Here is a 23964-nt window from a genome sequence, read left to right as displayed (position 1 = left end):
CCACCTCCAGAATATAATGTAACGATATACATCATATCACAAATAGTATACTCAAGGTAAGCAATAATACATAAAAAAACATTCAAAAACAGTTAAAATGAAAAATTTACAAATTTAGAAAAAGAGAACAGTTTACATAAACTGTTCCCATTCATTGTAAAGAGTGCTAAGCTTACTCTCTAAATTCATTTTTTCCTGACCAACTTCTTTTGCTGTATCAGCATTAGAGTAAACTTCCTCTTGGCATAGTAGAAGATCTAGTTCTTCTATTTTAGCCTCAGTTTCCTCTATTTCTTTTTCTATATTTTGCCTTTTGATTCTGTTTTTCTTCTCTATTTCTCTTTGCTCTCTCTCTTTTCTTTTTTCTTCTTTGATTTGAGTCTTAGTTTTATCTTCTTTTTCCTCTACAACATTCATTTCTTGGATTTGTCTTTTTTTATCTATGTAGTAATCATAATTACCAAGGTATTCAGTAATTCCATCCTTGTCTAAAACTAAAATTTTATCTACAACAGTATTTAGGAAATATCTATCATGAGAAATTGTAAATATAGTTCCTGTATAGTTTGATAAAGCTTCCTCAAGGACTTCCTTAGAGTCTATATCTAAGTGGTTTGTAGGCTCATCCAGCAATAAAAAGTTTGCATTTGAAAGAATTAATTTTAGTATGGCAACTCTGGCCCTTTCACCACCGCTAAGAGTAGATATTTTTTTGAATACTTCTTCGTCCTCAAACAAGAATGCACCAAGCATACTTCTTAAAAGTGTTTGGGTTAAACTTTTATTATCTTCCCATATCTCATCTATTATAGTGTTATCAAGATTAAGAGTCTTTTGCTCTTGGTGGAAATAAGAAACATTTACATTTGTACCAAGCTTTACAGTACCCGATAGAGGAGTTATTTCATTTGTAATTATTTTGAACAAAGTAGACTTACCTATACCGTTTGCTCCAATAAGGGCGACTTTTTCTCCTCGGTATATATCTATATTTAAATCTTTAAATAAGATTCTGTTGCCATAACCCATAGAGACGTCTCTAACTTGAAGAACGTCGTTTCCACTCGTGGAAGAAGGATTGAATTGAATTTTAGCTCTTTTTCTATAGGCTTCAGGCTTGTCCAGTATATCTATCTTATCAAGTGCTTTTTCTTTGCTTCTAGCTCTTTTTAAATGTTTTTCTCTACCAAATGCCTTTAACCGCTCAATTGATTCCTCCTGTTTTTTGATATCTTTTTGCTGTTCCTCAAATTTTTTAAGTTCTAATTCTTTTTCAACTTTAGATAGTTCAATAAATTTAAAGTAGTTTCCGTTATAAGATTTAAGTTTTTTATTATGTATTTCAAAAATTCTATTTACAGACTGATCTAAAAAGTATCTATCGTGTGAAATTAAAATAAATGTGCCTTTGTACTGTTTTAGAAATACTTCTAACCATTCAATTGCTTCTGAGTCCAAGTGGTTAGTCGGCTCATCTAATAGTAGAAGTGTAGGTTTCTTTAGAAGAAGTTTACCAAGAAGAACTCTAGTTTTCTCCCCACCAGATAAAATACCAATAGGTTTGTCCATATCTTCATCGTTAAAACCTAGTCCCTTTAAAATTCCCTTGGCTTCAGACTTGTAGCCATAGCCATTTAGAGAAGCGAAATTTTCTAGTTTACTAGAGTATTCATCCATAATTTTTTCTAAAATTGGAGAGTTCTCTTTAGTACTTTCTTCTGCTATTTTTAATTCTAGTTCTCTTAAATATTTTTCCATATCTATTAGATCTTTGAATACTTCCAAAACTTCTTCAAAAATCGTATTATTAGACTGAAAGTTCGTATTTTGTTCTAAGTATCCAATTTCACAATCTTTAGAAGTATATATATCTCCACTATCATATCCATATACTCCGGAAATTATTTTAAATAGGGTTGTTTTACCGGTTCCGTTGACACCGATAACCCCGATTTTATCTCCTTCGTTTACTGTAAAATTGATATTTTCTAGTATAGAATCTATTCCAAAACTTTTATTTAAGTTGTTACATGACAAAACAATCATAAATTTCTACCTCCTTAAACTATCTAAAATTATAATGTTTTGATATAATATAATCAAGGATATATATATTAGTTTTAAAAAACGAAATAATTTATTGCAAATCAGTAAAATGTAAGACTATTTAGGAGGTGAAAAGATTGGGCAATAAAAACATATCGATGGCAGTAATTAGAAGATTACCGAAGTACCATAGATATCTTGGAGATTTATTAGATAAAGACATACAAAGAATATCATCTAAGGAATTAAGTGATATAATAGGATTTACAGCATCTCAAATAAGACAGGACTTAAACAACTTTGGTGGGTTCGGACAACAGGGATACGGATATAATGTTGAAGCACTTCACAGTGAAATAGGTAAGATACTAGGACTAGACAGAACTTACAAAGCTATTCTTGTAGGAGCCGGAAACTTAGGTCAAGCTATAGCGAATTATTCAGGTTTTAGAAAGGCTGGATTTGAAATAAAGGCGTTATTTGATGCTAATCCCAGAATGATCGGTTTAAAAATAAGAGAATTTGAAGTACTAGATTCTGAAAATATAGAGGAATTCATACAAAAGAATGATATTGACATAGCTATATTGTGTATACCTAAAAATGGAGCTCAAGAGCTTATGAACAGAATTGTAAAAGTAGGTATTAAAGGAGTTTGGAATTTTGCACCAATAGACTTGGAAGTTCCTAAAGATGTTATAGTTGAAAATGTTAATTTAACGGAAAGTTTATTTACTTTATCATATTTAATGAAAGAGAGTGAGTAATAGAGTTCGACATAATATCAGGATTACCGACGGAATTTGGAACTTATAATTTAATTGAGATAAAAAAAAGAGATTGATAATAAGATGAGTGTAATCTAATCAATCTCTTTTTGATGTATATTATTCTGGTTGAGGAGCGTCAACAGGACAAACACCTGCACAAGCACCACATTCGATACATACATCTGCGTCTATAACATATTTGTCATCTCCAGCAGATATACATTCAACAGGACATTCAGCTGCACAAGCACCACAGCTTATACAAGCATCGTTTATATTGTATGCCATTCTAATATTCCTCCCTCATACTATGTATTGTTATTTCAGTAATATTATAGCAAAAATTTAAACATATAACAATTAAATTAATTATACTATTTACTTAAAATCTAATAATGTGTTATTTTAGTGAAGAGTAAATATATTTTTAGGAGATCAAGATGAGTAGAAGAAAATTAAACAAGAAGAGAGTTTCCCTAATTGCAATAGTGTTAATCACAGTGGTGGTAGTTTTAGGTATAGGTTTTAGAGGAATTATAAATAAAGTTGTCAATACAAAACACGAAAGCAAGGTAAATACGGATACTGTGGAAGAAAAAACGGAAGAGCCTGTACAAAAAAGCATAACAATAAGTTTTGCAGGAGATGTAACAATGGGTAATTACAAAGGAGCGCCTAATTACGACAGTTTTGATCATGAATTTGAAAGGCAAGGTAAGGATTACTCATATTTTCTAGGAGGAGTAAAATCTGTTTTTGAAAAGGATGATTTAACGGTTGTAAACCTGGAGGGTCCTCTTACTACAGCTACTGAGGCAAAGGTGAAAAAATTTGCATTCAAGGGAGATCCATCTTATGTAAATATATTAAAAGAAGGAAGTGTAGAGGCTGTAAATATAGCTAATAATCACTCAGAGGATTATTTTGAAAAGGGAATGCAAGACACCAAGTTTATCTTGGATGAAAATAAAATAGATTATTTTGGCTTAGGAGAAAAGGCAATAATCGATGTAGAAGGAATTAAAGTAGGTTTTTTAGGGTATACTGGATGGCCTGAGAATTATAACGAAGAATATCTAAACAAAATGGAAGAAGATATAAAAGAGTTAAAAAAAGAATCAGATGCAGTGATTGTATTTTTCCACTGGGGTATAGAAAGACAGTACACACCTAATAAAGTAGAAAAAGATTTTGCTCATCATGCTATAGACAAAGGGGCAGATTTAGTTGTTGGATCACATCACCATGTAATTCAAGGAATAGAAAAGTACAATGATAAGTACATAGCTTATGGTCTTGGAAATTTCTGTTTTGGAGGTAATAAGAATCCTTCAGATAAAGATAGTATGATATACCAGCAAACATTTACATTTACAGATAATAAACTTACAAAAATAGATGAACCAAACGTAATACCAGTTTCAATATCATCATCAAGTTATAGAAATAATTATAGACCGACAATTTTAGATGCAAGTGAGAGAGAAAGAGTATTAAATAAACTAAAGAAAATAAGTGAACAGATAAAATAATATTTAAATTTTAAAAGGGTATCTTGGATTGAGTGAGAATAATTCTAAGATATCCTTTAAAGTTTTTGGATAGAAATTTTTTATATAGTACATTGATATATAGTATTAGTATAAAAATTATTATAAAATTGAATTACATAATAGATTATAGGTTTTTGTTAGTTATGTATATTTAACCAGAGGTGAAAAAATGAAAATATACGCTCTAGTTGGAGGAAGTGGAACAGGAAAGAGTTATAAGGCTTTAGAAGTAGCATATGAAAATGAAATAGATTATATAATAGATGATGGGATTCTTATATATAAAAATAAAATCATAGCTGGTATTTCAGCAAAAAAAGCAAAAACAGTTATAGAGGCGGTAAAGACTGCTATATTTAATAAAGATGAACATATGCAGGATGTTAAAACTAGCATACAAAAGGAAACGATTGACAAGCTTCTAATACTTGGAACATCTAGGAAAATGATAAAGCAAATTGCAGATAGATTAGAGATTGGTGAAGTCTATAAATTTATAGACATTGAAGATATAAGTACGAGTGATGAAATGGATAAAGCAAAAAAATCAAGGGAAAGGGGAAATCATATAATTCCCGTGCCTACTGTACAGATAAAGTATATGACAAGTGGGCTTAGTATAAACCCCCTTAGAAGATTTTTTAGAAAAAATAATCAACAGAGCAGAGTATTTGAAAAAACAATTGTAAGACCTAATTTTAGCTATATAGGAAAATTCTATATAAGCGAAGATGTTATACCTCAAATTTTAACATATGAGATTGAAAAATGTATAAAAATAGAGAAAATTGTAAAAATTGACGTAAATAACTTCGACAATAATGTTAATATTTATATCAATATAACTATCAACGATACTAGTGTAATAAAAGAACTAGAAGGTATACAGAGGCGATTAATAAAGGCAGTAGAGCAAATAACTTTAATTAATGTTGGTAAAATTGATATTTATATTAGTAAAATGAAAAAAACAAGCGAAAAAGTACGTTAAAAAATAAATTAAAAAATCCTATACTAAACCAGAATAAACTATGTTATAATCTAACTGTAACTTGGGGGGAAACGATTTCTCTGAGTATTAAGGTATAAATATTGAGTATTTTAAGGGGGCTTTTCAAATGGCAGAAAAAACTTTAAATGTTTTTGAGATTGCACAATCTCAAGTAAAAAATGCATGTGATAAATTAGGATCAGATCCAGCAGTTTATGAAATCTTAAAGAATCCTATGAAAGTTACAGAAGTATCTTTCCCAGTTAAAATGGATGATGGAACTACAAGATCATTTACAGGATATAGATCTCAACATAATAACGCTTGTGGACCTTACAAAGGTGGAATAAGATTCCATCCAGCTGTAAACCTAGACGAAGTAAAAGCTTTATCAACTTGGATGACATTCAAGTGTGGAGTAGTAGGAATACCTTACGGTGGAGGTAAAGGTGGTATAGCTATCGATCCTACAGAATTCTCAGAAGGTGAATTAGAAAGAATATCTAGAGCATATGCAAGAGCTATAGCTCCAATAATAGGAGAAAAACAAGATATACCAGCTCCAGACGTTAACACAAATGGAAAAATAATGTCTTGGATGGTTGATGAATATGCAAATGTTACAGGAGAATTCCAACCAGGTGTATTCACTGGTAAACCAGTAGATTTCTATGGTTCTTTAGCTAGAACAGAAGCAACTGGATACGGTGTTGCAACAATGGCTATGGAAGCTGCTAAAAAATTAGGTATAGATTTAAAAAATGTAAGAGTAGGTCTTCAAGGATGTGGAAACGTTGGTAGTTTCGCAGGTACTTACATAGAAGAGTTCGGTGCGAAAGTAGTTATAGTAGGAGACCACACTGGAAATATCTACAACGAAAACGGAATAGATATGAAAGCTTTAGTAGCTTACAATATGGAACATAGATGTATAAAAGGATTCCCAGGTGCAGAGCCAACTGATCAACATGTATTAACTGCTGATGTTGATATATTAATGCCTTGTGCTTTAGAAAACCAATTAACTGAAGCTAATGCAAATGATATAAAAGCTAAAATAATATGTGAAGGTGCTAATGGACCTACAACTCCAGAAGCAGATAAAATATTCTTCGAAAGAGGATTAACTTTAGTTCCAGATATACTAGCTAATAGTGGTGGAGTTACAGTTTCTTACTTCGAGTGGGTACAAAACTTACAAAGATACAACTGGACATTTGATGAAGTTCAAGAAAAACAAACTGTATTAATGAAGAAAGCTTTCGAAGAAATATGGAAGTTAGCTCATGAATTCAATGTTGATATGAGAACTGCTGCATACATGATGTCTATAAAGAGAATAGAAGATGCTATGAAGTTAAGAGGATGGTTTACTGAAACAAAATAATTAAATTTATTATATAAGAAAGTAGTTACTTGAAAAAGTAACTACTTTTTTTTCGGTAATTTTTATAGTAAAACTAGTAATAGGGAGATAATACAACAAATTTGTCTATAGATAATTAAAAACGGGCATAAAAAAACACATAAATGAGAATTTATGCGTACGAAAAGCCTAGAATTTACAAAAAACTTTACTTTTATCCATCCATCGTATATAATGGAAATAAATACGTATATTTAGGTGGCACATTGGATAAAATAATTAATTTGATTAATTTTATAATAATAACTTTATACAAGATATAAATTGAAAGCACAACTATTATTAATATAAGAATACTATAAATTGAATGACAATTGATTACAAATAAGTTACAAAAAAGCATAATATAAATTTTTTATAGCATAATATAAATTTTTTATGGGTAATTAATGAGTTTTTGTAAGATATCTTGTGTATTAGTATTTTATCCTACATAAATTGCACCTATTAAAAATAACACATATATTTATTGTTGATTTTTAGGAGGGAATATAATGAAGAGAAAAATATTAGTACCAATGTTTGCGTCAGTTATGGCGTTATCAATGAACACAGTTGCAAATGCAGATGAGGTTAAGGACAACAGTGTTGAAAACAAGGAAGAAAAAACGAATACCTTAACAGATATAGATCAGTATGAAGAAATGACATACAAAAAGGCTGTTGTTAAGGATGGAGTAGCAGTTAAAGTAAGACAACAAGGTGAAGTTCAACATATAGCTTACACAGGAGACGAGTTTAAAGTTCTTGGAACTCAAGGTGAATGGGTGAAGGTTAAAACTGAAGATGGAGAAGGTTGGTTAGCAGCTAGATATGTTGATTTAGTTGAAGGAACTGGATATTTAACATCTGATAAAGTTAACTTAAGAAAAGACACAAATACTGACTCAGACGTAATAGAAGAATTAGAAATAGGAAGTACTGTTAAAGTTTTAGAAAGCAATGAAGGCTGGATAAAAGTACAAAAAGGAGAGCAAGAGGGATACATAAGATCTTTATACATATCTGATGAAGCTCCTGTTGTAGAAGAAGAGGAAGAAGTTTCTGTAGAGTATAATGTTAACAATGATGAGATATCAACTGAATCTGAAAGCACAACAACAAATACAGAAACAAATACATCAACAAATACATCAACAAATACTTATAGAAGACCTAGTAGTTCTTCAAATACATCATCTTCATCAAACGGATCAACTAGTAACTCAAGCTCATCAAATGAATCAGCTGATAGTTCAAGTTCATCAAATGAGTCAACTAGTAACTCAAGTTCAAGATCAGCTCAAGCTGTACTTAATTTAGCATACTCTAAGATGGGATACCCATATGTATGGGGAGCGGAAGGTCCAAATAGCTTTGACTGTTCAGGATTTACATCTTATGTATATAGAAATGCGGTAGGTATATCTATACCAAGAACATCTAGCGCTCAATCAGGGTACGGAACAACTGTAAGTAAATCAAATTTACAACCAGGAGACTTAGTATTCTTCAGTACAAATGGTACTGGAAGAGTAAGTCACGTTGGTATATATGTTGGTGGTGGAAATATGGTACATGCACCATCTTCAGGAAAAACTATAAGTGTAACTAGCATAAACTCGTCTTACTACACATCAAGATTCGTGACTGCTAAGAGAGTTTTATAATAATTTATAATAAAGTATATTGCGTTTCTAGTAAGCGTAATATACTTTTTTTATTCACTTAAATCATTCTATTGACATCAAACATCAAAAGTGATAAGCTACTAACAGAATAAAAATACTTTTAATTTTAGTCCAGAGAGGCTAAAAAAGGAGGACAAACGAACATGCTAAAATCAAGAAATTTAATCCAACCAGAAGACTTTTCTGTAGAAGAAATAGATGAAATATTATCATTAGGTCAAAAAATAATTGATAATCCATCGAAATATTCTCGTGTATGCGAAGGTAAGCTATTAGCGACATTGTTTTATGAACCATCGACAAGAACAAGACTTAGTTTTGAATCTGCTATGAACAGATTAGGAGGAAGAGTAGTGGGTTTTTCAGAACCAAACTCATCATCTGTAGCAAAGGGAGAAACTCTAGGAGATACTATGACGACAGTATCGAATTACGTCGATGTAATAGCAATGAGACATCCACAGTCTGGAGCAGCAATGGATGCAGCTAAATATGCTAAAGTACCTTTTATAAACGCGGGAGATGGAGGAAATCAACATCCAACTCAAACACTTACCGATTTACTTACCATAAAATCATTAAAAGGAAAATTAGAAAATCATACAATAGGATTGTGCGGAGATTTAAAATTTGGGAGAACAGTACACTCATTAGTTAAAGCTATGGCTAGATATGAGAATACTAAGTTTGTATTTATATCACCAGATGAATTAAAAATGCCCAAATACATAAAAGATGATATAAAGGGACATGCATACTATGAAACAAATAATCTAGATGAGGTCATAGGCAGTTTAGACATTTTATATATGACTAGAGTCCAACGAGAAAGATTTGAAGATAAAAGTGAATATGATAGATTAAAAGACTGTTATATACTTAATAAAAGTAAGATGGAAAAAGCAACGGAAAATATGTTGGTTATGCACCCACTACCAAGAGTAAATGAAATAGATATAGACGTAGATGAAGATAAGAGAGCGGTATATTTTGAACAAGCTAGATACGGAATGTTTGTTAGAATGGCTTTAATAATGAAGCTTCTAGGCGTAGATATAAATGAATAGGGGGATGGCAATGTATAAGATACTAGAAAATAAGTATATAGGCGAAGATATGTATAGAATGAAGGTTGAAGGTAATTTCAAAGGAGAAATGGGACAGTTCTATATGTTGAGGGCTTGGGATACGTATCCAGTGCTTTCAAGACCAATAAGCATACATGATATAGATGAAAAAAGTATAACTTTTCTTTATAAAGTAGTAGGAGAAGGTACAAAAATCTTAAGTAATTTAAAAGAAAATCAAACAATAAAGTTAGAAGGCCCTTATGGAAATGGATATAGACATGTAAAAGGTAAAGTCGCGATAGTTGGTGGGGGAATAGGAATAGCACCTCTTTATCTTGTAGCAAAGAATATAAAAAATTGTGACGCATACCTAGGGTTTAGGGAAAAGCCTATACTAAAAGAAGAATATGAATCCGTTTGTAATGAAGTTCATATAGCAACAGGTAGCACATTTGCAACTGATATATTAGATGTAGAGAAATATGATTATATACTAACTTGTGGGCCGACCCCTATGATGAAAAAACTAGTCAATATGGTAGAGGGAACAAATACAAAAATAATGGTATCTCTAGAAAACCATATGGCATGTGGTGTAGGAGCGTGCTTAGTTTGCACTTGCCAAACAAAATTTGGGAACAAAAAAACTTGCAAAGATGGTCCAGTTTTCTGGGGAGAGGACGTGATATTTGGTGACTAATTTAAATGTTAAGTTTGGGGATATAGTGTTCAAAAATCCAGTTGTGATGGCGTCTGGAACCTTTGGATTTGGTAGAGAGTATAGCGAAATATATGATATACAAAAATTAGGTGGAATAAGTAGCAAAGGTCTTACTTTAAATAAGAAAGATGGAAACTTAGGGATTAGAGTACATGAAACAGCATCTGGTATGATGAATAGTGTAGGACTTGAGAACCCAGGAGTTCAAGGGTTTATAGATAATGAGATACCTTTTTTCAAAGAGTTAGATTTAGTCAAAATCGTAAATATCGGCGGTGGAACTTTAGATGACTATATAAAAGGAGTTCAATTATTAAATAATCAATCAGTAGATATAATAGAACTTAATATATCTTGTCCAAATGTCAAGGCTGGAGGCATGGCATTTGGTATAAAGAATGAAGTGGCTAGAGAAGTGATTAGAGAAGTGAGAAAGGTTACGGATCTGCCTCTAGTAATAAAGTTATCTCCCAATGCTGAGGATATAGTAGGCATGGCGAAGGTGTGTGAAGAAGAAGGTGCAGATGGGGTATCTTTAGTAAATACATTTAAGGCTATGGCAATAGACATAAAAAAAAGAAAACCAGTATTTGAAAATGTATATGCAGGATTATCAGGTCCAGCTATAAAACCAATAGCCCTTAGAATGGTAAATGAAGTATGCAAAAATGTTAGTATACCAGTTATGGGGATGGGCGGAATAACAAACGCATCAGATGCGATAGAGTTTATAATGGCAGGAGCAACTTGTATACAAGTTGGAACAGCGAACTTTATAAATCCTAGAATAGGGCTTGAAATAATAGATGGAATAGAGGAGTTTATGAAAAAAGAAGGCATAAAGACTCTTGATGAAATAAGAGGAATTATTTAAATAGATTATATAGATAAAACAAATACGGAGGAATTTAAGATGAGTAAAGTTGATGTAATAGATATATTAAAGAAAAGTGATGCATTATTAGAAGGACATTTTTTATTATCTTCAGGAAAACACAGCAATAGATATGTACAATGTGCAAAAGTACTTAGATTTCCAGAGTATGCAGAAAAGGTATTAAGAACAGTAGTTGAACAGATTAAAGACTTAAACATAGACTTAGTAGTTGGACCAGCGATGGGTGGAGTGATAGTTTCTTATGAGTTGGGTAGACAATTAGGCAAAGAAACAGTATTTACTGAGAGAAAAGATGGAGAAATGCAACTAAGAAGAGGATTTGAAGTTAAAAAAGGAGCTAAGATAATAATAGCTGAAGACGTTGTTACAACTGGTAAATCAACTATAGAAACTAAAAAAGCCCTGGAAGAACTGGGTGGAGAAGTTATAGGTGTAGCATGTATAGCAAACAGAACAAATGATGATATAGGAATGCCTATATATAGTGCGATAAAACTTGAAATACAAGTTCATGATGCAAATAATTGCCCTTTATGTAAAGAAGGAAAAATAGAGTTAGTAAAACCAGGGAGTAGAGAATTTAAGTAAGATAAAAAGCTGTATAATATTTAGTGTTGATGCTAATAAAAAATGACCTATTTATAGGTCATTTTTTATGGAAATTATTTACTTGGTATTGATAGGCATTTTCTTATTTCATCGCATAATATCCTAAGATCGTCAGGATTGTTAATCAAATCGACCTTATTTATATTAACATAAAGAACAGGGGATTGGTCGTATTCTTTTATCCATTTTCCATATCTTTCGTGAAGATTTTTCCAATAAGCGATGTCTACAGATTTTTCCATTTCACGTCCTCTAAGGTTTATTCTATCAACTATAGCATCTATAGAACCATCTAGATATATCATCAAATCCGGTCTTCTAAGGTGGGGAACCATATCATTGAACAAGTCCCTATATGTGATATAATCTCTTTTGCTCATTTTATTATTATCAAATAGATTTCTAGCGAAAATCTCTACATCTTCATATATACTTCTATCTTGTATATTATTTAAGCCATTACTATCTATTTCTTTTTGTTGCTTGAATCTTTGTGCTAGAAAATAAAGTTGTAAATGAAATCCCCACTTCTCTTGATCTAAGTAGAAATCTTCAAGATATGGATTGCCATCAACTTTTTCAAAGTGAGTTTCAAATCCTAGCTCTTCACCAACTAATTTAGTTAAAGTTGATTTTCCTGAGCCGACATTTCCAGCTACAGTTATAAATAAATCTCTGTTTAGAGGTTTACTACATTGATTTACTAATTTAAACATTTGTATGTCCTCCTAAATTGTCTATAGCTTCCTCGACTTTTTTTATTATAAATGATCTATGTTCTTCATTGTTTAAAAAATCCAAGTCTGAATTATCGATATTGATAATGACAGGTTCTTTGCCTATAAAATTATGTTTTATAGATAATGGACTAAAGTAATATTTATATTCCGTACTAAGTTCTTCTATATAACCTCTATCCATCTGTCTTTCAAAACTTCTATCCCTAAGGGCGATTTTCTTCATCAATGTATCTGTGTTAGAATTCAAATATACTATTATATCCGGCTGAGGAAGATCGTTAACGAAAATATTATATACTTGTTTATATCTATAAAGCTGTTTTTTATCAAGTGTTAATCCAGCAAAAATAAGATTTTTTATTATATGGTAATCACTTATAACACATTTAGACTTGTCTAATACATCTCTTTGAAGATCTTCTAATTGTTTTACTCTATTAAATAGAAAAAATGCTTCTGTTTGCAAAGCATACTCTTTTTTATCGGTATAAAACTTTGTTAGAAAGGGATTCTCTTCTACAATCTCTCTAAGAAGAGTGTAATTAAAATGCTGATTTAATATTGTTGCTAGGGTAGTTTTTCCAACCCCTATAGGTCCTTCTATAGCAATAAATATGCTTTTTTTATTCATGTTAAACCACCTTCTAAATATAATATCCTATGTATTTTAACAAAAAAAGAATATTAATTCTACTCTAGATTTTTTGATATAATTTTGCATAAACTAAATACTTACCTTAATTATGTAAAAAATAGTAAGATTTGTACTATAATTAATATAATTACACTAATAAACTTATTAGTTTATTGTGATTATATATGGGAAATATAGATACTATATCTTAGAAATATAATTGAAAAACAGACATATATTAGAAGGAGTATTAAGAATATGAAAATTTATGAAGAAAATAATTCGGTTGTACTAGAGGGAGTAGAAGATTTTAATATTAAACATATTTTTGAGTGCGGTCAGTGTTTTAGATGGAAAAAAGAAGAGAATGAATCTTACACAGGAGTTGCAAAGGGGAAAATACTAAATGTAGAAGAAAAGGGCGATAAAATCTACCTAAACAATACTAATTTAGAAGATTTTAATAATATTTGGCACGATTACTTTGATTTGGGAACAAATTATACAGAAATAAAGAATAAATTAAAGGAAATGGATGAATACTTAGATAAAGCAACTGACTTTGGATGGGGAATAAGGATATTAAAACAAGATCAATGGGAAATGCTTATATCATTTATAATATCATCAAATAATAGAATTCCTATGATCCAAAAGGCTATAGATAATTTGTCAAAAAAATTCGGTAAATTTATAGGAGAATATAACGGTAAGGAGTACTATGCCTTTCCTACACCACAGGAGTTGAGTAGAGCTTCTAAGGAGGAAATAAGGGCATGTCAGACTGGATTTAGAGATAAGTACATAAAAAGCACAGCAGATGCAGTAGCAAATAATAATGACAACGTCTATGGATATTCGATGTTGGATACAGAACAGTGTAGAAAAGAACTATTAAAGTTTAATGGTGTAGGTCCAAAAGTTTGTGATTGTATTTCTTTATTCGGAATGCAAAAATACGATACATTCCCGGTTGATGTATGGGTAAAGAGAGTTATGCAAGAATTTTATGTTGATGAGGATATGTCACTTCCTAAAATAAGGGCATATGCATTAGATAAATTTGGTGAGTTGGCTGGATTTGCACAGCAGTACCTATTTTACTACGCAAGAGAACTTGGTATAGGAAGATAATATAATTAGAGGGGAGATAATATGGAAATTGTAGGGTTTTTGGTTGTAATTTTTTTACTTATATCATACGTGGCTGGAGCAGCAGTTGCCATGACTATATTACTGGAAAATAGAGACCCTGCGAAGACTATGACATGGTTATTAATATTTATTTTATTACCAGGGTTAGGCTTAATTGTATATGCTATATTTGGAAGGAATATAAGGAAGATAAAAATATTTAAGACACAGAAGATGGCTACTAACATAAAGGAAAAGAAACTCTTTGAAACTCTAGAAAAAATGAAAGAGATAGTAGAACTAGAACAAGAATCAATAAAGGAAAATAAGTTATTAAAAGAAGAGGAAGAAGGATGTATAAGAAAAAGGGTGATTAGCTTACTATTAAATACAGGAATGTTTCCTTTTACAAAAAATAACAAGATAGATGTTTTTGTTGATGGCAATGAAAAATTTGAAAAACTTATTGATGACATAAAAAATGCGAAAGACCATATACATTTAGAGTACTTTATTATAAAAGAAAGTGATATAGCTAATAAAATAAAGGATATTCTTATAGAAAAAGCTAAACAAGGAGTAAAGATAAGAATATTATATGATGATGTAGGGTGCTGGAGATTTTGGTTCCGTAGAGAGTTCTTCAATGAAATGAGAAAATATAAAATAGAAATTGCACCTTTTTTACCAGCTAAATTCCCTCTTTTAGGAGGAAAAATCAACTATAGAAATCACCGAAAAATAGTCATAATAGATGGACAAATTGGCTATACAGGGGGAATAAATATAGGGGATGAATACCTAGGTAAAAATAAAAAGTTTGGCTACTGGAGAGATACTCATATAAGAATAGAAGGTATAGCTATCTATATGCTTCAAATGGTATTCTTAATAGATTGGTATTATACGACAAAAGAGATCCTAGTAACAAAAAACTACTTTCCTAGAGTAGGATATGTTGGAGAGAGTATGCTTCAGATAGTAGCTAGTGGACCAGATAGCGACTGGGAGGCAATACACTATGCATATTTCTCAGCTATATGTCAGGCGAAAAAGAACGTGTATATAGAAACACCATATTTTATACCAGATGAAGCACTATTGAGAGCCCTTAAAAGCGCCGCATTAAGTGGAGTTGATGTTAGGATAGTATTTCCTAAGATAGCGGACCATAAAATAGTTAATAGCGCATCTTATTCCTATTTTATAGATATATTAAAATCAGGAGGACGAGTGTACCTATATAAAAAAGGATTTATACATTCAAAAGTAGTTATAATAGACGATAAAATAGTATCTACAGGTTCGGCAAATATGGACTTGAGGAGCTTTATGCTTAATTTTGAGATAAATGCATTTATATATGACAGTGATGTTATTAAAAGGATGACTTATGACTTCTTTGAGGATATTAAAAATTGTGAGGAGATTGATTTAGAGGAGTTTGAAAAGAGAAGTTTTTTAAGGAAAACTAAGGAATCTATTGCTAGATTATTCTCTCCAATACTGTAAATAGGTGCGTTTAAAGGAATATAAAAGTTAAAGATATTATTTAGGAAAAAGTTTATAAAGGTATATAATTAAGATTATCGGATATAATATCAGTATGATATTATTTAGGAAAAAGTTTATAAAGGGTATTGAAAAATATGTATTAATGGTATATTATAATAATTGTTAGCACTCTAAACTATAGAGTGATAACTAAATTATAAATATATTTATTTCTACAGATAATTCATTGGGAGGTATTTAGAATGAGAATAAGACCATTAGCTGATCGAGTTGTTATTAAAAAGATTGAAGCAGAAGAAAAAACTGCGAGTGGAATAGTTTTACCAGGTGCAGCTAAAGAACAACCTCAAATGGCTGAAGTTGTAGAAGTTGGACCAGGTGAAGTTGTAGAAGGAAAAGAAATAAAAATGGAATTAAAAGTTGGAGACAAAGTTATATTCCAAAAATATGCAGGCACAGAAGTTAAAATAGAAGGCACAGAGTATACGATATTAAGACAAAATGATATATTAGCGGTAATTGAATAAGTTTATTAGGAGGGGTTAAAATGGCTAAAGAAATTAAGTTTGCTGAAGATACTAGAAAAGCTTTAGAAAATGGTGTAAATAAATTAGCAGATACAGTTAAAGTAACATTAGGACCTAAGGGTAGAAATGTAATACTAGATAAGAAATTTGGTTCACCTCTTATAACTAATGACGGTGTTACAATAGCTAAGGAAATAGAGTTAGAAGATAGATTTGAAAATATGGGAGCGCAACTTGTTAAGGAAGTAGCTACTAAAACTAACGATGTTGCTGGTGATGGTACTACTACTGCTACAGTTCTTGCTCAAGCTATAATAAGAGAAGGGTTAAAGAATGTAACAGCTGGAACTAATCCTGTATTACTAAGAAAAGGTATTCAAAAAGCTGTTGAAATTGCAGTTGATGAGTTAAAATCTCAATCAAAAACTATAGAAACTAAAGAGTCTATATCTCAAGTTGCTTCTATCTCAGCAGGAGATGAAGAAGTAGGTAAATTAATAGCTGAGGCTATGGAAATAGTAGGAAAAGACGGTGTAATAACTGTTGAAGAATCAAAAACTATGCATACAGAATTAGAGGCTGTTGAAGGTATGCAATTTGATAGAGGGTTTGTTTCTGCATACATGGTTACAGATGTAGATAAGATGGAAGCAGTTTTAAATGACCCATATATATTAATAACTGATAAAAAAATCTCTAATATACAAGAAATATTACCGGTACTTGAACAAATAGTTCAACAAGGCAAAAAATTATTAATAATAGCTGAGGATGTTGATGGAGAAGCATTATCTACATTAGTAGTTAATAAATTAAGAGGAACATTTGAAGTTGTTGCTGTTAAAGCTCCTGGATTTGGTGACAGAAGAAAAGCTATGCTTGAAGATATAGCTACACTTACAGGAGGTCAAGTAATATCAGAAGAATTAGGATATGACCTAAAAGAAGCTGATTTAACTATGTTAGGTAGAGCCTCTTCAGTAAAAGTTACAAAAGACAATACTACAATAGTAGATGGTCAAGGAGACAAAGGGGCTATAGAAAATAGAGTAAATCAAATAAAACATCAAATAGAAGAAACTACTTCAGAGTTTGACAAAGAAAAACTAATGGAGAGATTAGCTAAACTTGCTGGTGGAGTAGCTGTTATAAAAGTTGGAGCTGCTACAGAAGTTGAGATGAAAGAAAGAAAACTTAGAATAGAGGATGCACTTAATGCTACAAGAGCAGCTGTAGAAGAAGGAATAGTATCTGGTGGAGGTACTGCTTTAGTAAGTGTTATACCAGCTATAGATAAGTTAATAGAATCTTTAGAAGGCGAAGTTAAACTAGGTGCTAGAATAGTTAGAAAATCATTAGAAGAACCGCTAAAATTAATAGCTATAAATGCTGGTCTTGAAGGAGCGGTAATAGTTCAAAATGTTATTACTTCAGAGCCTGAAATAGGATTTGATGCTTTAAACGGAGAATATGTAAACATGATAGAAGCTGGTATAGTTGACCCAACTAAGGTTACTAGAACTGCTTTACAAAACGCTGCATCAATAGCAGGAGTATTCTTAACTACTGAGGCTGCAGTAGCAGACCTTCCTCAAAGTGATAAACCAATGCCAGGAATGGGAGCAGGAATGCCTGGTATGATGTAATAAATTAAGCATATAAATACAAAATAGCATTATCAAAAATGGTGAGCTGAGATGGCTCACCATTTTTTTACGTATTTTACAAAAGGAACAGGTAAAATCAGCTAGAAATAATGTTATAATTAATAATTAATGATACTAAAATTAATGATACTAAAGTTTAATGATACTAAAAATGAAAAGGAGCTAAAAAATGGACCTAAGGGAATTGCTCGAAAATGTAAAAAACAACAACGTTGATATAGATTTAGCATTAGAAAAATTAAAAAATTTACCATATGAAGATTTAGGATATGCAAATGTGGACCATCATAGGCAAATAAGAAATGGTTACCCAGAAGTAATCTACTGTGAGGGAAAAGAAGATGAGCATATATTGGGCATAATAGAAAAAATGAATCAAAAAGGTTCTAACATATTAGGGACTAGATGTAGAAAAGAAACTTTTGATAAAGTTAGAGAAGTTTACCCAATAGCCGAGTATGAAAAGTTGTCTAAAATACTTAAAATACAAAATCATGAAATAGAAAATAGAGGCAAAGGAAAAATAGTCGTATTAACAGGAGGGACTTCTGATATTCCTGTTGCGGATGAAGTATACTACACTGCTAAATTTCTAGGAAACGATGTCATCAGGATATATGATGTAGGAGTGGCTGGGATACATAGATTATTAAATAAAAAACATATACTAGATAGTGCTAGGGTAATAGTCGCAGTAGCAGGGATGGAAGGGGCCCTTCCAAGTGTAGTTGGCGGTCTTGTTGATGTACCTGTTATAGCTGTACCTACCTCTGTAGGGTATGGGGCAAATTTTGGAGGATTATCATCTCTTCTTACAATGCTCAATAGCTGTGCCTCTGGAATATCTGTTGTAAATATAGACAATGGATTTGGTGCTGGATATTTAGCATCGATGATAAATAAACTAAAATAACCTATAAAATAATATATTTGAGGAGAGATAAAATGAATAATAAGATACTTTATTTTGATATTGTAAATGGAATTTCAGGGGATATGACTATAGCTAGTTTATTAAATTTGGGAGTATCAAAAGATATATTTTTAAAGGAAATGGGTAAATTAAATTTAGATGAAGAAGTAGAAATAAAGATAAATGAAAAAAATGAAAGTGGAATAATAGGAACAAACGTAAATGTAATAACTAAAGAAACTCATGCTCATAGACATCTAAAGGATATATTTGAAATAATAGAAAAAAGTGAGCTAAATGAAAAAGTAAAAGAATTATCCAAAAAAATATTTATGGTAGTGGGCGAGGCTGAAGCGAAAGTTCATGGGACAACTGTTGAAAAGATACATTTCCATGAAGTTGGTGCTATAGACTCTATAGTGGACATAGTAGGAGTATCTGTATTAATAGACTTGCTTTTAGTGGATAAAATATATGCAAGTAGTGTTCCTGTAGGATCAGGATTTGTAAAATGTGATCACGGTATTATGCCGGTTCCTGCCCCAGCTACTATAGAAATTTTGAAGGGAGTACCTATAAAACTAAATACAGTAAAAGGTGAATGTACAACTCCAACCGGAGCGGCTATAATAAAGGTTTTAGTAGATGAGTTTGTGGATGAACTTGAATTTGAACCTAGTCAAATTGGATATGGTATAGGAGATAAAAAATTTGAAGTTCCAAATATATTAAGAACCATCCTAGGTGAAAAAAAAAAGAAGAAGTAATTTATAAAATAAGTGCTAATATTGACGATATGTCTTCAGAGGTGTATTCTTATTTATATGAAAAAATTCTTAGTGAAGGTGCACTTGATGTTTATACAGAGAGTATATTCATGAAAAAAAATAGGCCAGCTATAAAAATATCTGTTTTATGTGAAGTTGAAGATTTAGAAAAATTTGTCGATATACTTATTTTGGAAACTAGTACATTTGGAGTTAGGTATACAAAATATAATAGGGCAAAAATAGATAGGGAATTTAGGGAAATCAGCACTCCTTACGGTAATATAACAGTTAAACTAGGATACTATAAAGGAAGTCTTATTAAAGTTTCGCCTGAGTATGAACAGTGCAAACAAATGTCAAAAGACAACAAAGTTCCTATTATAACGATATTTAATAACATAAATTTTTTTATTCAGCAAGAATTTAAACCAAACTTATTGACATAGTTATTAAATTTTGATAAATTAGTATTCAACTTGAATAAACAATAATTATAACTAAAGATAAAAATATCACTCGTATATGCTCAGAAATAAGGTCTGAGAGTTTCTACCAAGATACCGTAAATATCTTGACTATGAGTGAAATTATTATACCAAAATACCTTTTAAGTAAATATATAGGCTGAATAGATTTCCCTATATGTTAGCTAGATGAAAATAGGTAATTTGGAAGCCTGTATAGTAATTTCACTTTTAATAAGAATTATGGAAGTTACTATACAGGTTTTTTGTTAAATATTTCGGACACGAACAAATATTCCACAAAGCAAAACTTTAATTCGTTAAATTATTTAAAAATATTTCGTATAAACATATAAAAGGAAGGGAGAGCTATTATGGCAAATATACTAAAAGAAGGCTTAACATTTGATGATGTGTTATTAGTCCCTCAAAAATCTGAAATCTTACCTAAAGATGTAAATTTATCAACTAACATTACTAAGAAAATAAAGTTAAATATTCCATTAATAAGTGCAAGTATGGATACTGTTACAGAATCTAAAATGGCAATATCTATGGCTAGACAAGGAGGTCTAGGTATAATCCATAAAAATATGTCTATTGAACAACAAGCATTAGAAGTAGACAAAGTAAAAAGAAGTGAAAGTGGTGTTATAGTAGACCCATTTTTCTTATCTAAGGACCATAATATAGGTGATGCCGATAATATAATGGCTAGATACAAAATATCAGGGGTACCTATAGTAGACGAAGACAATAAATTAATAGGTATAATAACTAATAGAGATATAAAATTTGAAAATGATTTAACTAAGAGTATAGAAGAAGCTATGACTAAGGAAAACTTAGTAACAGCTAAAGAAGGTGTAACTTTAGAGGAAGCTCAGCAAATACTTAAGAAACATAAGATAGAAAAATTACCTATAGTAGATGATGAAGGTCATTTAAAAGGCTTGATAACTATAAAAGATATTGAAAAGAAAATACAATACCCTAACTCTGCAAAAGATTCTCGTGGAAGACTATTATGTGGAGCTGGCGTTGGAATAACTGGCGATATGATGGAAAGAGTAGAAGCTTTAGTTAAAGCAAGTGTAGATATAATTGTTGTAGATACGGCTCATGGTCACTCACAAGGTGTTTTAGACGCAGTTAAAAAGGTTAAAGAGACTTACCCAGAACTTCAAGTAATAGCAGGTAATGTTGCAACTCCAGAGGCTACAGAAGATTTAATAAAGGCTGGTGCGGATTGTGTTAAAGTAGGTATAGGGCCAGGATCTATATGTACTACAAGAGTAGTTGCAGGTATAGGTGTACCTCAAGTAACTGCGATAATGGATTGCGCGGAAGTTGGTAAAAAATACGGAATACCAGTTATAGCAGACGGAGGAATAAAATACTCTGGTGATATAGTAAAAGCTTTAGCATGTGGTGCAAGTGCTTGTATGATGGGATCATTATTTGCAGGTACAGAAGAAAGTCCAGGTGAAGTTGTTCTTTACAGAGGAAGATCTTATAAAACTTATAGAGGAATGGGCTCTATAGGAGCTATGGAACACGGTTCTAAAGATAGATACTTCCAAGAAGATGCTAAGAAGCTAGTTCCTGAAGGTGTTGAAGGAATGGTAGCATACAAAGGAAAAGCAGAAGATATAGTATTCCAAATGTTAGGTGGTCTAAGAGCGGGAATGGGATATACAGGTTCATCTAATTTAAAGGCGTTAAGTGATAATGCTAAATTTGTGAAAATAACAGCTGCTTCATTAAAAGAGAGTCATCCACATGACATAACAATAACTAAAGAAGCACCAAACTATAGTATACAAGGAGATATATAGAATATGAAACATGAATTAGTACTTGTAATAGATTTTGGAGGTCAATACAACCAACTTATAGCAAGAAGAGTTAGAGAAAATAATGTATATTGTGAAATATTACCATACAATACAGATTTAGAAAAAATAAAGGCTAAAAATCCAAAGGGAATTATATTTACAGGTGGACCAAATAGTGCTTACCTAGAAGATTCACCAAAGATAGCAAAAGAAATATTTGAAATGGGTGTACCTATACTTGGTATATGCTACGGAATGCAAGTGATGGCACACATATTAGGTGGAAATGTTAGAAAAGGAAGTAATGCAGAAAAAGAATACGGTAAAACAGCTATAACTTATCATGAATCTCCTTTATTTAGAGGACTTTCTACAAGTTCAGTTTGGATGAGCCATACTGATTTAATAGATAGAATACCAGAAGGATTTGAAATAGTAGCACATACTGAAGATTGCCCAGTTGCAGCTATGGAAAATGCTGAAAAGAAATTATACGGAGTTCAATTCCATCCAGAAGTTGAACATTGTTTAGAAGGAGATAAAGTTCTTACAAACTTCTTATACAATGTTTGTGAAGTAAAAGGAGATTGGACAACTGATTCATTTATAGATGATAAAATAAAGGAAATAAAAGCTAAAATAGGAGACAAAAAAGTACTTTGTGCTTTAAGTGGTGGAGTAGATTCATCAGTTGCAGCAGTGCTTGTTCATAAAGCAATAGGCGATAATTTAACTTGTATATTCGTTGATCATGGATTACTAAGAAAAAATGAAGGTAATGATGTAGAGAGAATATTTAGAGAAAAATTCGACATGAACTTAATAAGAGTTAACTGTGAAGATAGATTTTTATCTAAGTTAAAAGGTGTAACAGAACCAGAACAAAAAAGAAAAATAATAGGTGAAGAGTTCATAAGAGTATTTGAAGAAGAATCAAATAAACTTGGAAAAATGGACTTCCTAGTTCAAGGGACTATATACCCAGACGTTATAGAAAGTGGAAAAGGAGATTCTGCAACTATAAAATCTCATCACAACGTTGGAGGGCTTCCAGAAGATATAGAGTTTGAAATAGTTGAACCGCTAAGAGATTTATTCAAAGATGAGGTTAGAAAAATAGGATTAGAACTTGGAATAGAAGAAGGATTAATATTTAGACATCCATTCCCAGGACCAGGTCTAGGAATAAGAGTAATTGGAGAAGTTACAAAAGAAAAATGTGATATTCTAAGAGAAGCTGATGCAATATACATGGACGAGCTTAGAAAAGCTGGTTTATACAAGGATATATGGCAAGCATTCGCAACTTTACCAGATGTAAAAACTGTTGGAGTTATGGGAGATGAAAGAACATATGCTTACTTAGTAGGTATAAGAGCTGTTACATCTTCTGATGGTATGACTTCAGACTGGTATAAGATGCCATACGACGTGCTTGAAAGAATATCTAATAGAATAGTAAATGAAGTTGATGGAGCAAACAGAGTTGTTTACGATATAACTTCTAAACCACCAGGAACTATTGAGTGGGAATAACAATAGTTAAAATTAGTCATAAAAAATAAAGTACTACAAATATTGAAAATACTAACACAAAAACCCCTTTAAGACTTATTTATAGTAAGTTTCAGAGGGGTTTTTTAAAAAAATGCAACCTTTTTGCAACCAATACAATCAATATTAAACGGCTGTATAATATTTAGCGTTGATGGTAATAAAAAATCCATAATTGTCGTTAGACAAAAATGGACTAATTACTATCAGCGCTATTATTTTTTAAAAAATAAAGAACACATGTCAAACTCGTTGTATAATTAAGTCACCACAACAAAATAAACGAGGAGGTTTGACATGTGCTCAAATGATATTATATCAAATATTCTAGGAATTAGCGATAAAAATTTAGTATTTACAGGAGATGGAATTGAAAAAGTAAGAGGTATTGAGTTTAAGGTATTAAACGCAGTGCTTACATATGTTCCAAAAGCATGCTCTAAATGCGGTTGTG

At 31.3% G+C, this 23964-nt stretch carries 20 protein-coding genes, 1 pseudogene and 1 riboswitch; of the genes and pseudogenes, 17 read left to right on the top strand and 4 right to left on the bottom strand.

Annotation, left to right across the window (positions count from 1 at the left end; translation table 11 throughout):
* Positions 1–132 precede the first annotated feature (132 nt).
* On the bottom strand, positions 133–2046 hold the full coding sequence (locus BUB34_RS07570) for an ABC-F family ATP-binding cassette domain-containing protein (RefSeq protein WP_073126118.1): 1914 nt from the start codon (positions 2044–2046) through the stop codon (positions 133–135).
* Positions 2047–2183: 137 nt separating this feature from the next.
* Between BUB34_RS07570 and BUB34_RS07565 the strand changes: the two genes are divergently transcribed.
* Positions 2184–2813 (top strand): redox-sensing transcriptional repressor Rex, encoded by a 630-nt coding sequence (locus tag BUB34_RS07565; protein ID WP_073126116.1) that lies wholly within the window; start codon positions 2184–2186, stop codon positions 2811–2813.
* A 120-nt stretch (positions 2814–2933) separates the two neighbouring features.
* Here BUB34_RS07565 and BUB34_RS07560 read toward each other — a convergent pair whose 3' ends face one another.
* Complete coding sequence (locus tag BUB34_RS07560) at positions 2934–3104, bottom strand: DUF362 domain-containing protein (RefSeq protein ID WP_073126114.1); 171 nt, start codon at positions 3102–3104, stop codon at positions 2934–2936.
* A gap of 152 nt (positions 3105–3256) precedes the next feature.
* Here BUB34_RS07560 and BUB34_RS07555 point away from each other — a divergent pair, with 152 nt between their 5' ends.
* From BUB34_RS07555 to pyrE, 8 genes are all read left to right on the top strand, one after another.
* Complete coding sequence (locus tag BUB34_RS07555; RefSeq protein WP_073126112.1) at positions 3257–4348, top strand: CapA family protein; 1092 nt, start codon at positions 3257–3259, stop codon at positions 4346–4348.
* 190 nt (positions 4349–4538) lie between these two features.
* The gene (locus BUB34_RS07550) at positions 4539–5360 is read left to right on the top strand and encodes an ATP-binding protein (RefSeq protein WP_073126110.1); all 822 of its coding nucleotides are present in this window, start codon (positions 4539–4541) and stop codon (positions 5358–5360) included.
* 127 nt (positions 5361–5487) lie between these two features.
* A complete protein-coding gene (locus tag BUB34_RS07545; RefSeq protein ID WP_073126109.1) occupies positions 5488–6747 on the top strand; it encodes a Glu/Leu/Phe/Val family dehydrogenase in 1260 nt (419 codons plus the stop codon).
* 533 nt (positions 6748–7280) lie between these two features.
* Positions 7281–8435 (top strand): C40 family peptidase, encoded by a 1155-nt coding sequence (locus BUB34_RS07540; RefSeq protein ID WP_073126107.1) that lies wholly within the window; start codon positions 7281–7283, stop codon positions 8433–8435.
* 164 nt (positions 8436–8599) lie between these two features.
* The gene (gene pyrB, locus BUB34_RS07535; protein ID WP_073126105.1) at positions 8600–9523 is read left to right on the top strand and encodes an aspartate carbamoyltransferase; all 924 of its coding nucleotides are present in this window, start codon (positions 8600–8602) and stop codon (positions 9521–9523) included.
* Between the two features lie 10 nt (positions 9524–9533).
* The gene (locus tag BUB34_RS07530) at positions 9534–10226 is read left to right on the top strand and encodes a dihydroorotate dehydrogenase electron transfer subunit (RefSeq protein WP_084120282.1); all 693 of its coding nucleotides are present in this window, start codon (positions 9534–9536) and stop codon (positions 10224–10226) included.
* Positions 10219–11121, top strand: a complete 903-nt coding sequence (locus BUB34_RS07525) for a dihydroorotate dehydrogenase (protein WP_073126175.1) — start codon at positions 10219–10221, stop codon at positions 11119–11121. Before BUB34_RS07530 ends, BUB34_RS07525 begins: the two co-directional genes overlap by 8 nt.
* Before the next feature lie 39 nt (positions 11122–11160).
* On the top strand, positions 11161–11733 hold the full coding sequence (gene pyrE, locus BUB34_RS07520; RefSeq protein WP_073126101.1) for an orotate phosphoribosyltransferase: 573 nt from the start codon (positions 11161–11163) through the stop codon (positions 11731–11733).
* A gap of 74 nt (positions 11734–11807) precedes the next feature.
* Here pyrE and BUB34_RS07515 read toward each other — a convergent pair whose 3' ends face one another.
* Both BUB34_RS07515 and BUB34_RS07510 read right to left on the bottom strand, forming a co-directional pair.
* Positions 11808–12470, bottom strand: coding sequence for a deoxynucleoside kinase (locus tag BUB34_RS07515; RefSeq protein WP_073126100.1), 663 nt, complete (start codon positions 12468–12470; stop codon positions 11808–11810).
* Entirely contained in the window at positions 12463–13125 is a 663-nt protein-coding gene (locus BUB34_RS07510) for a deoxynucleoside kinase (RefSeq protein WP_073126097.1), read from the bottom strand. The genes BUB34_RS07515 and BUB34_RS07510 overlap by 8 nt, the downstream gene beginning before the upstream one ends.
* Positions 13126–13386: 261 nt before the next feature.
* Here BUB34_RS07510 and BUB34_RS07505 point away from each other — a divergent pair, with 261 nt between their 5' ends.
* The 8 genes and pseudogenes from BUB34_RS07505 (at position 13387) to guaA (ending at position 23492) form a co-directional block, all read left to right on the top strand.
* Positions 13387–14262, top strand: coding sequence for a DNA-3-methyladenine glycosylase family protein (locus tag BUB34_RS07505; protein WP_073126095.1), 876 nt, complete (start codon positions 13387–13389; stop codon positions 14260–14262).
* Positions 14263–14283: 21 nt separating this feature from the next.
* Positions 14284–15774, top strand: coding sequence for a cardiolipin synthase (gene cls / locus BUB34_RS07500; protein ID WP_073126093.1), 1491 nt, complete (start codon positions 14284–14286; stop codon positions 15772–15774).
* 245 nt (positions 15775–16019) lie between these two features.
* Complete coding sequence (groES, locus tag BUB34_RS07495) at positions 16020–16304, top strand: co-chaperone GroES (RefSeq protein WP_073126091.1); 285 nt, start codon at positions 16020–16022, stop codon at positions 16302–16304.
* 20 nt (positions 16305–16324) lie between these two features.
* On the top strand, positions 16325–17950 hold the full coding sequence (gene groL, locus BUB34_RS07490; protein WP_073126089.1) for a chaperonin GroEL: 1626 nt from the start codon (positions 16325–16327) through the stop codon (positions 17948–17950).
* Between the two features lie 190 nt (positions 17951–18140).
* Positions 18141–18884, top strand: a complete 744-nt coding sequence (gene larB, locus BUB34_RS07485) for a nickel pincer cofactor biosynthesis protein LarB (RefSeq protein WP_073126087.1) — start codon at positions 18141–18143, stop codon at positions 18882–18884.
* A gap of 32 nt (positions 18885–18916) precedes the next feature.
* A pseudogene (gene larC / locus BUB34_RS13555) lies at positions 18917–20100 on the top strand (nickel pincer cofactor biosynthesis protein LarC).
* Between the two features lie 50 nt (positions 20101–20150).
* Positions 20151–20252, top strand: a riboswitch (purine riboswitch).
* Positions 20253–20492: 240 nt separating this feature from the next.
* Positions 20493–21956, top strand: a complete 1464-nt coding sequence (guaB, locus tag BUB34_RS07470; RefSeq protein ID WP_073126082.1) for an IMP dehydrogenase — start codon at positions 20493–20495, stop codon at positions 21954–21956.
* Positions 21957–21959: 3 nt separating this feature from the next.
* Positions 21960–23492, top strand: a complete 1533-nt coding sequence (gene guaA, locus BUB34_RS07465) for a glutamine-hydrolyzing GMP synthase (protein WP_073126081.1) — start codon at positions 21960–21962, stop codon at positions 23490–23492.
* The last annotated feature ends 472 nt before the right edge of the window (positions 23493–23964 follow it).

Origin of the sequence: Asaccharospora irregularis DSM 2635 (genome assembly GCF_900129815.1) — a bacterium.
Lineage (GTDB): Bacteria > Bacillota > Clostridia > Peptostreptococcales > Peptostreptococcaceae > Asaccharospora > Asaccharospora irregularis.
Note: the sequence above shows the minus strand (reverse complement) of the source record. Positions and strands in the feature narration are given on the sequence as shown.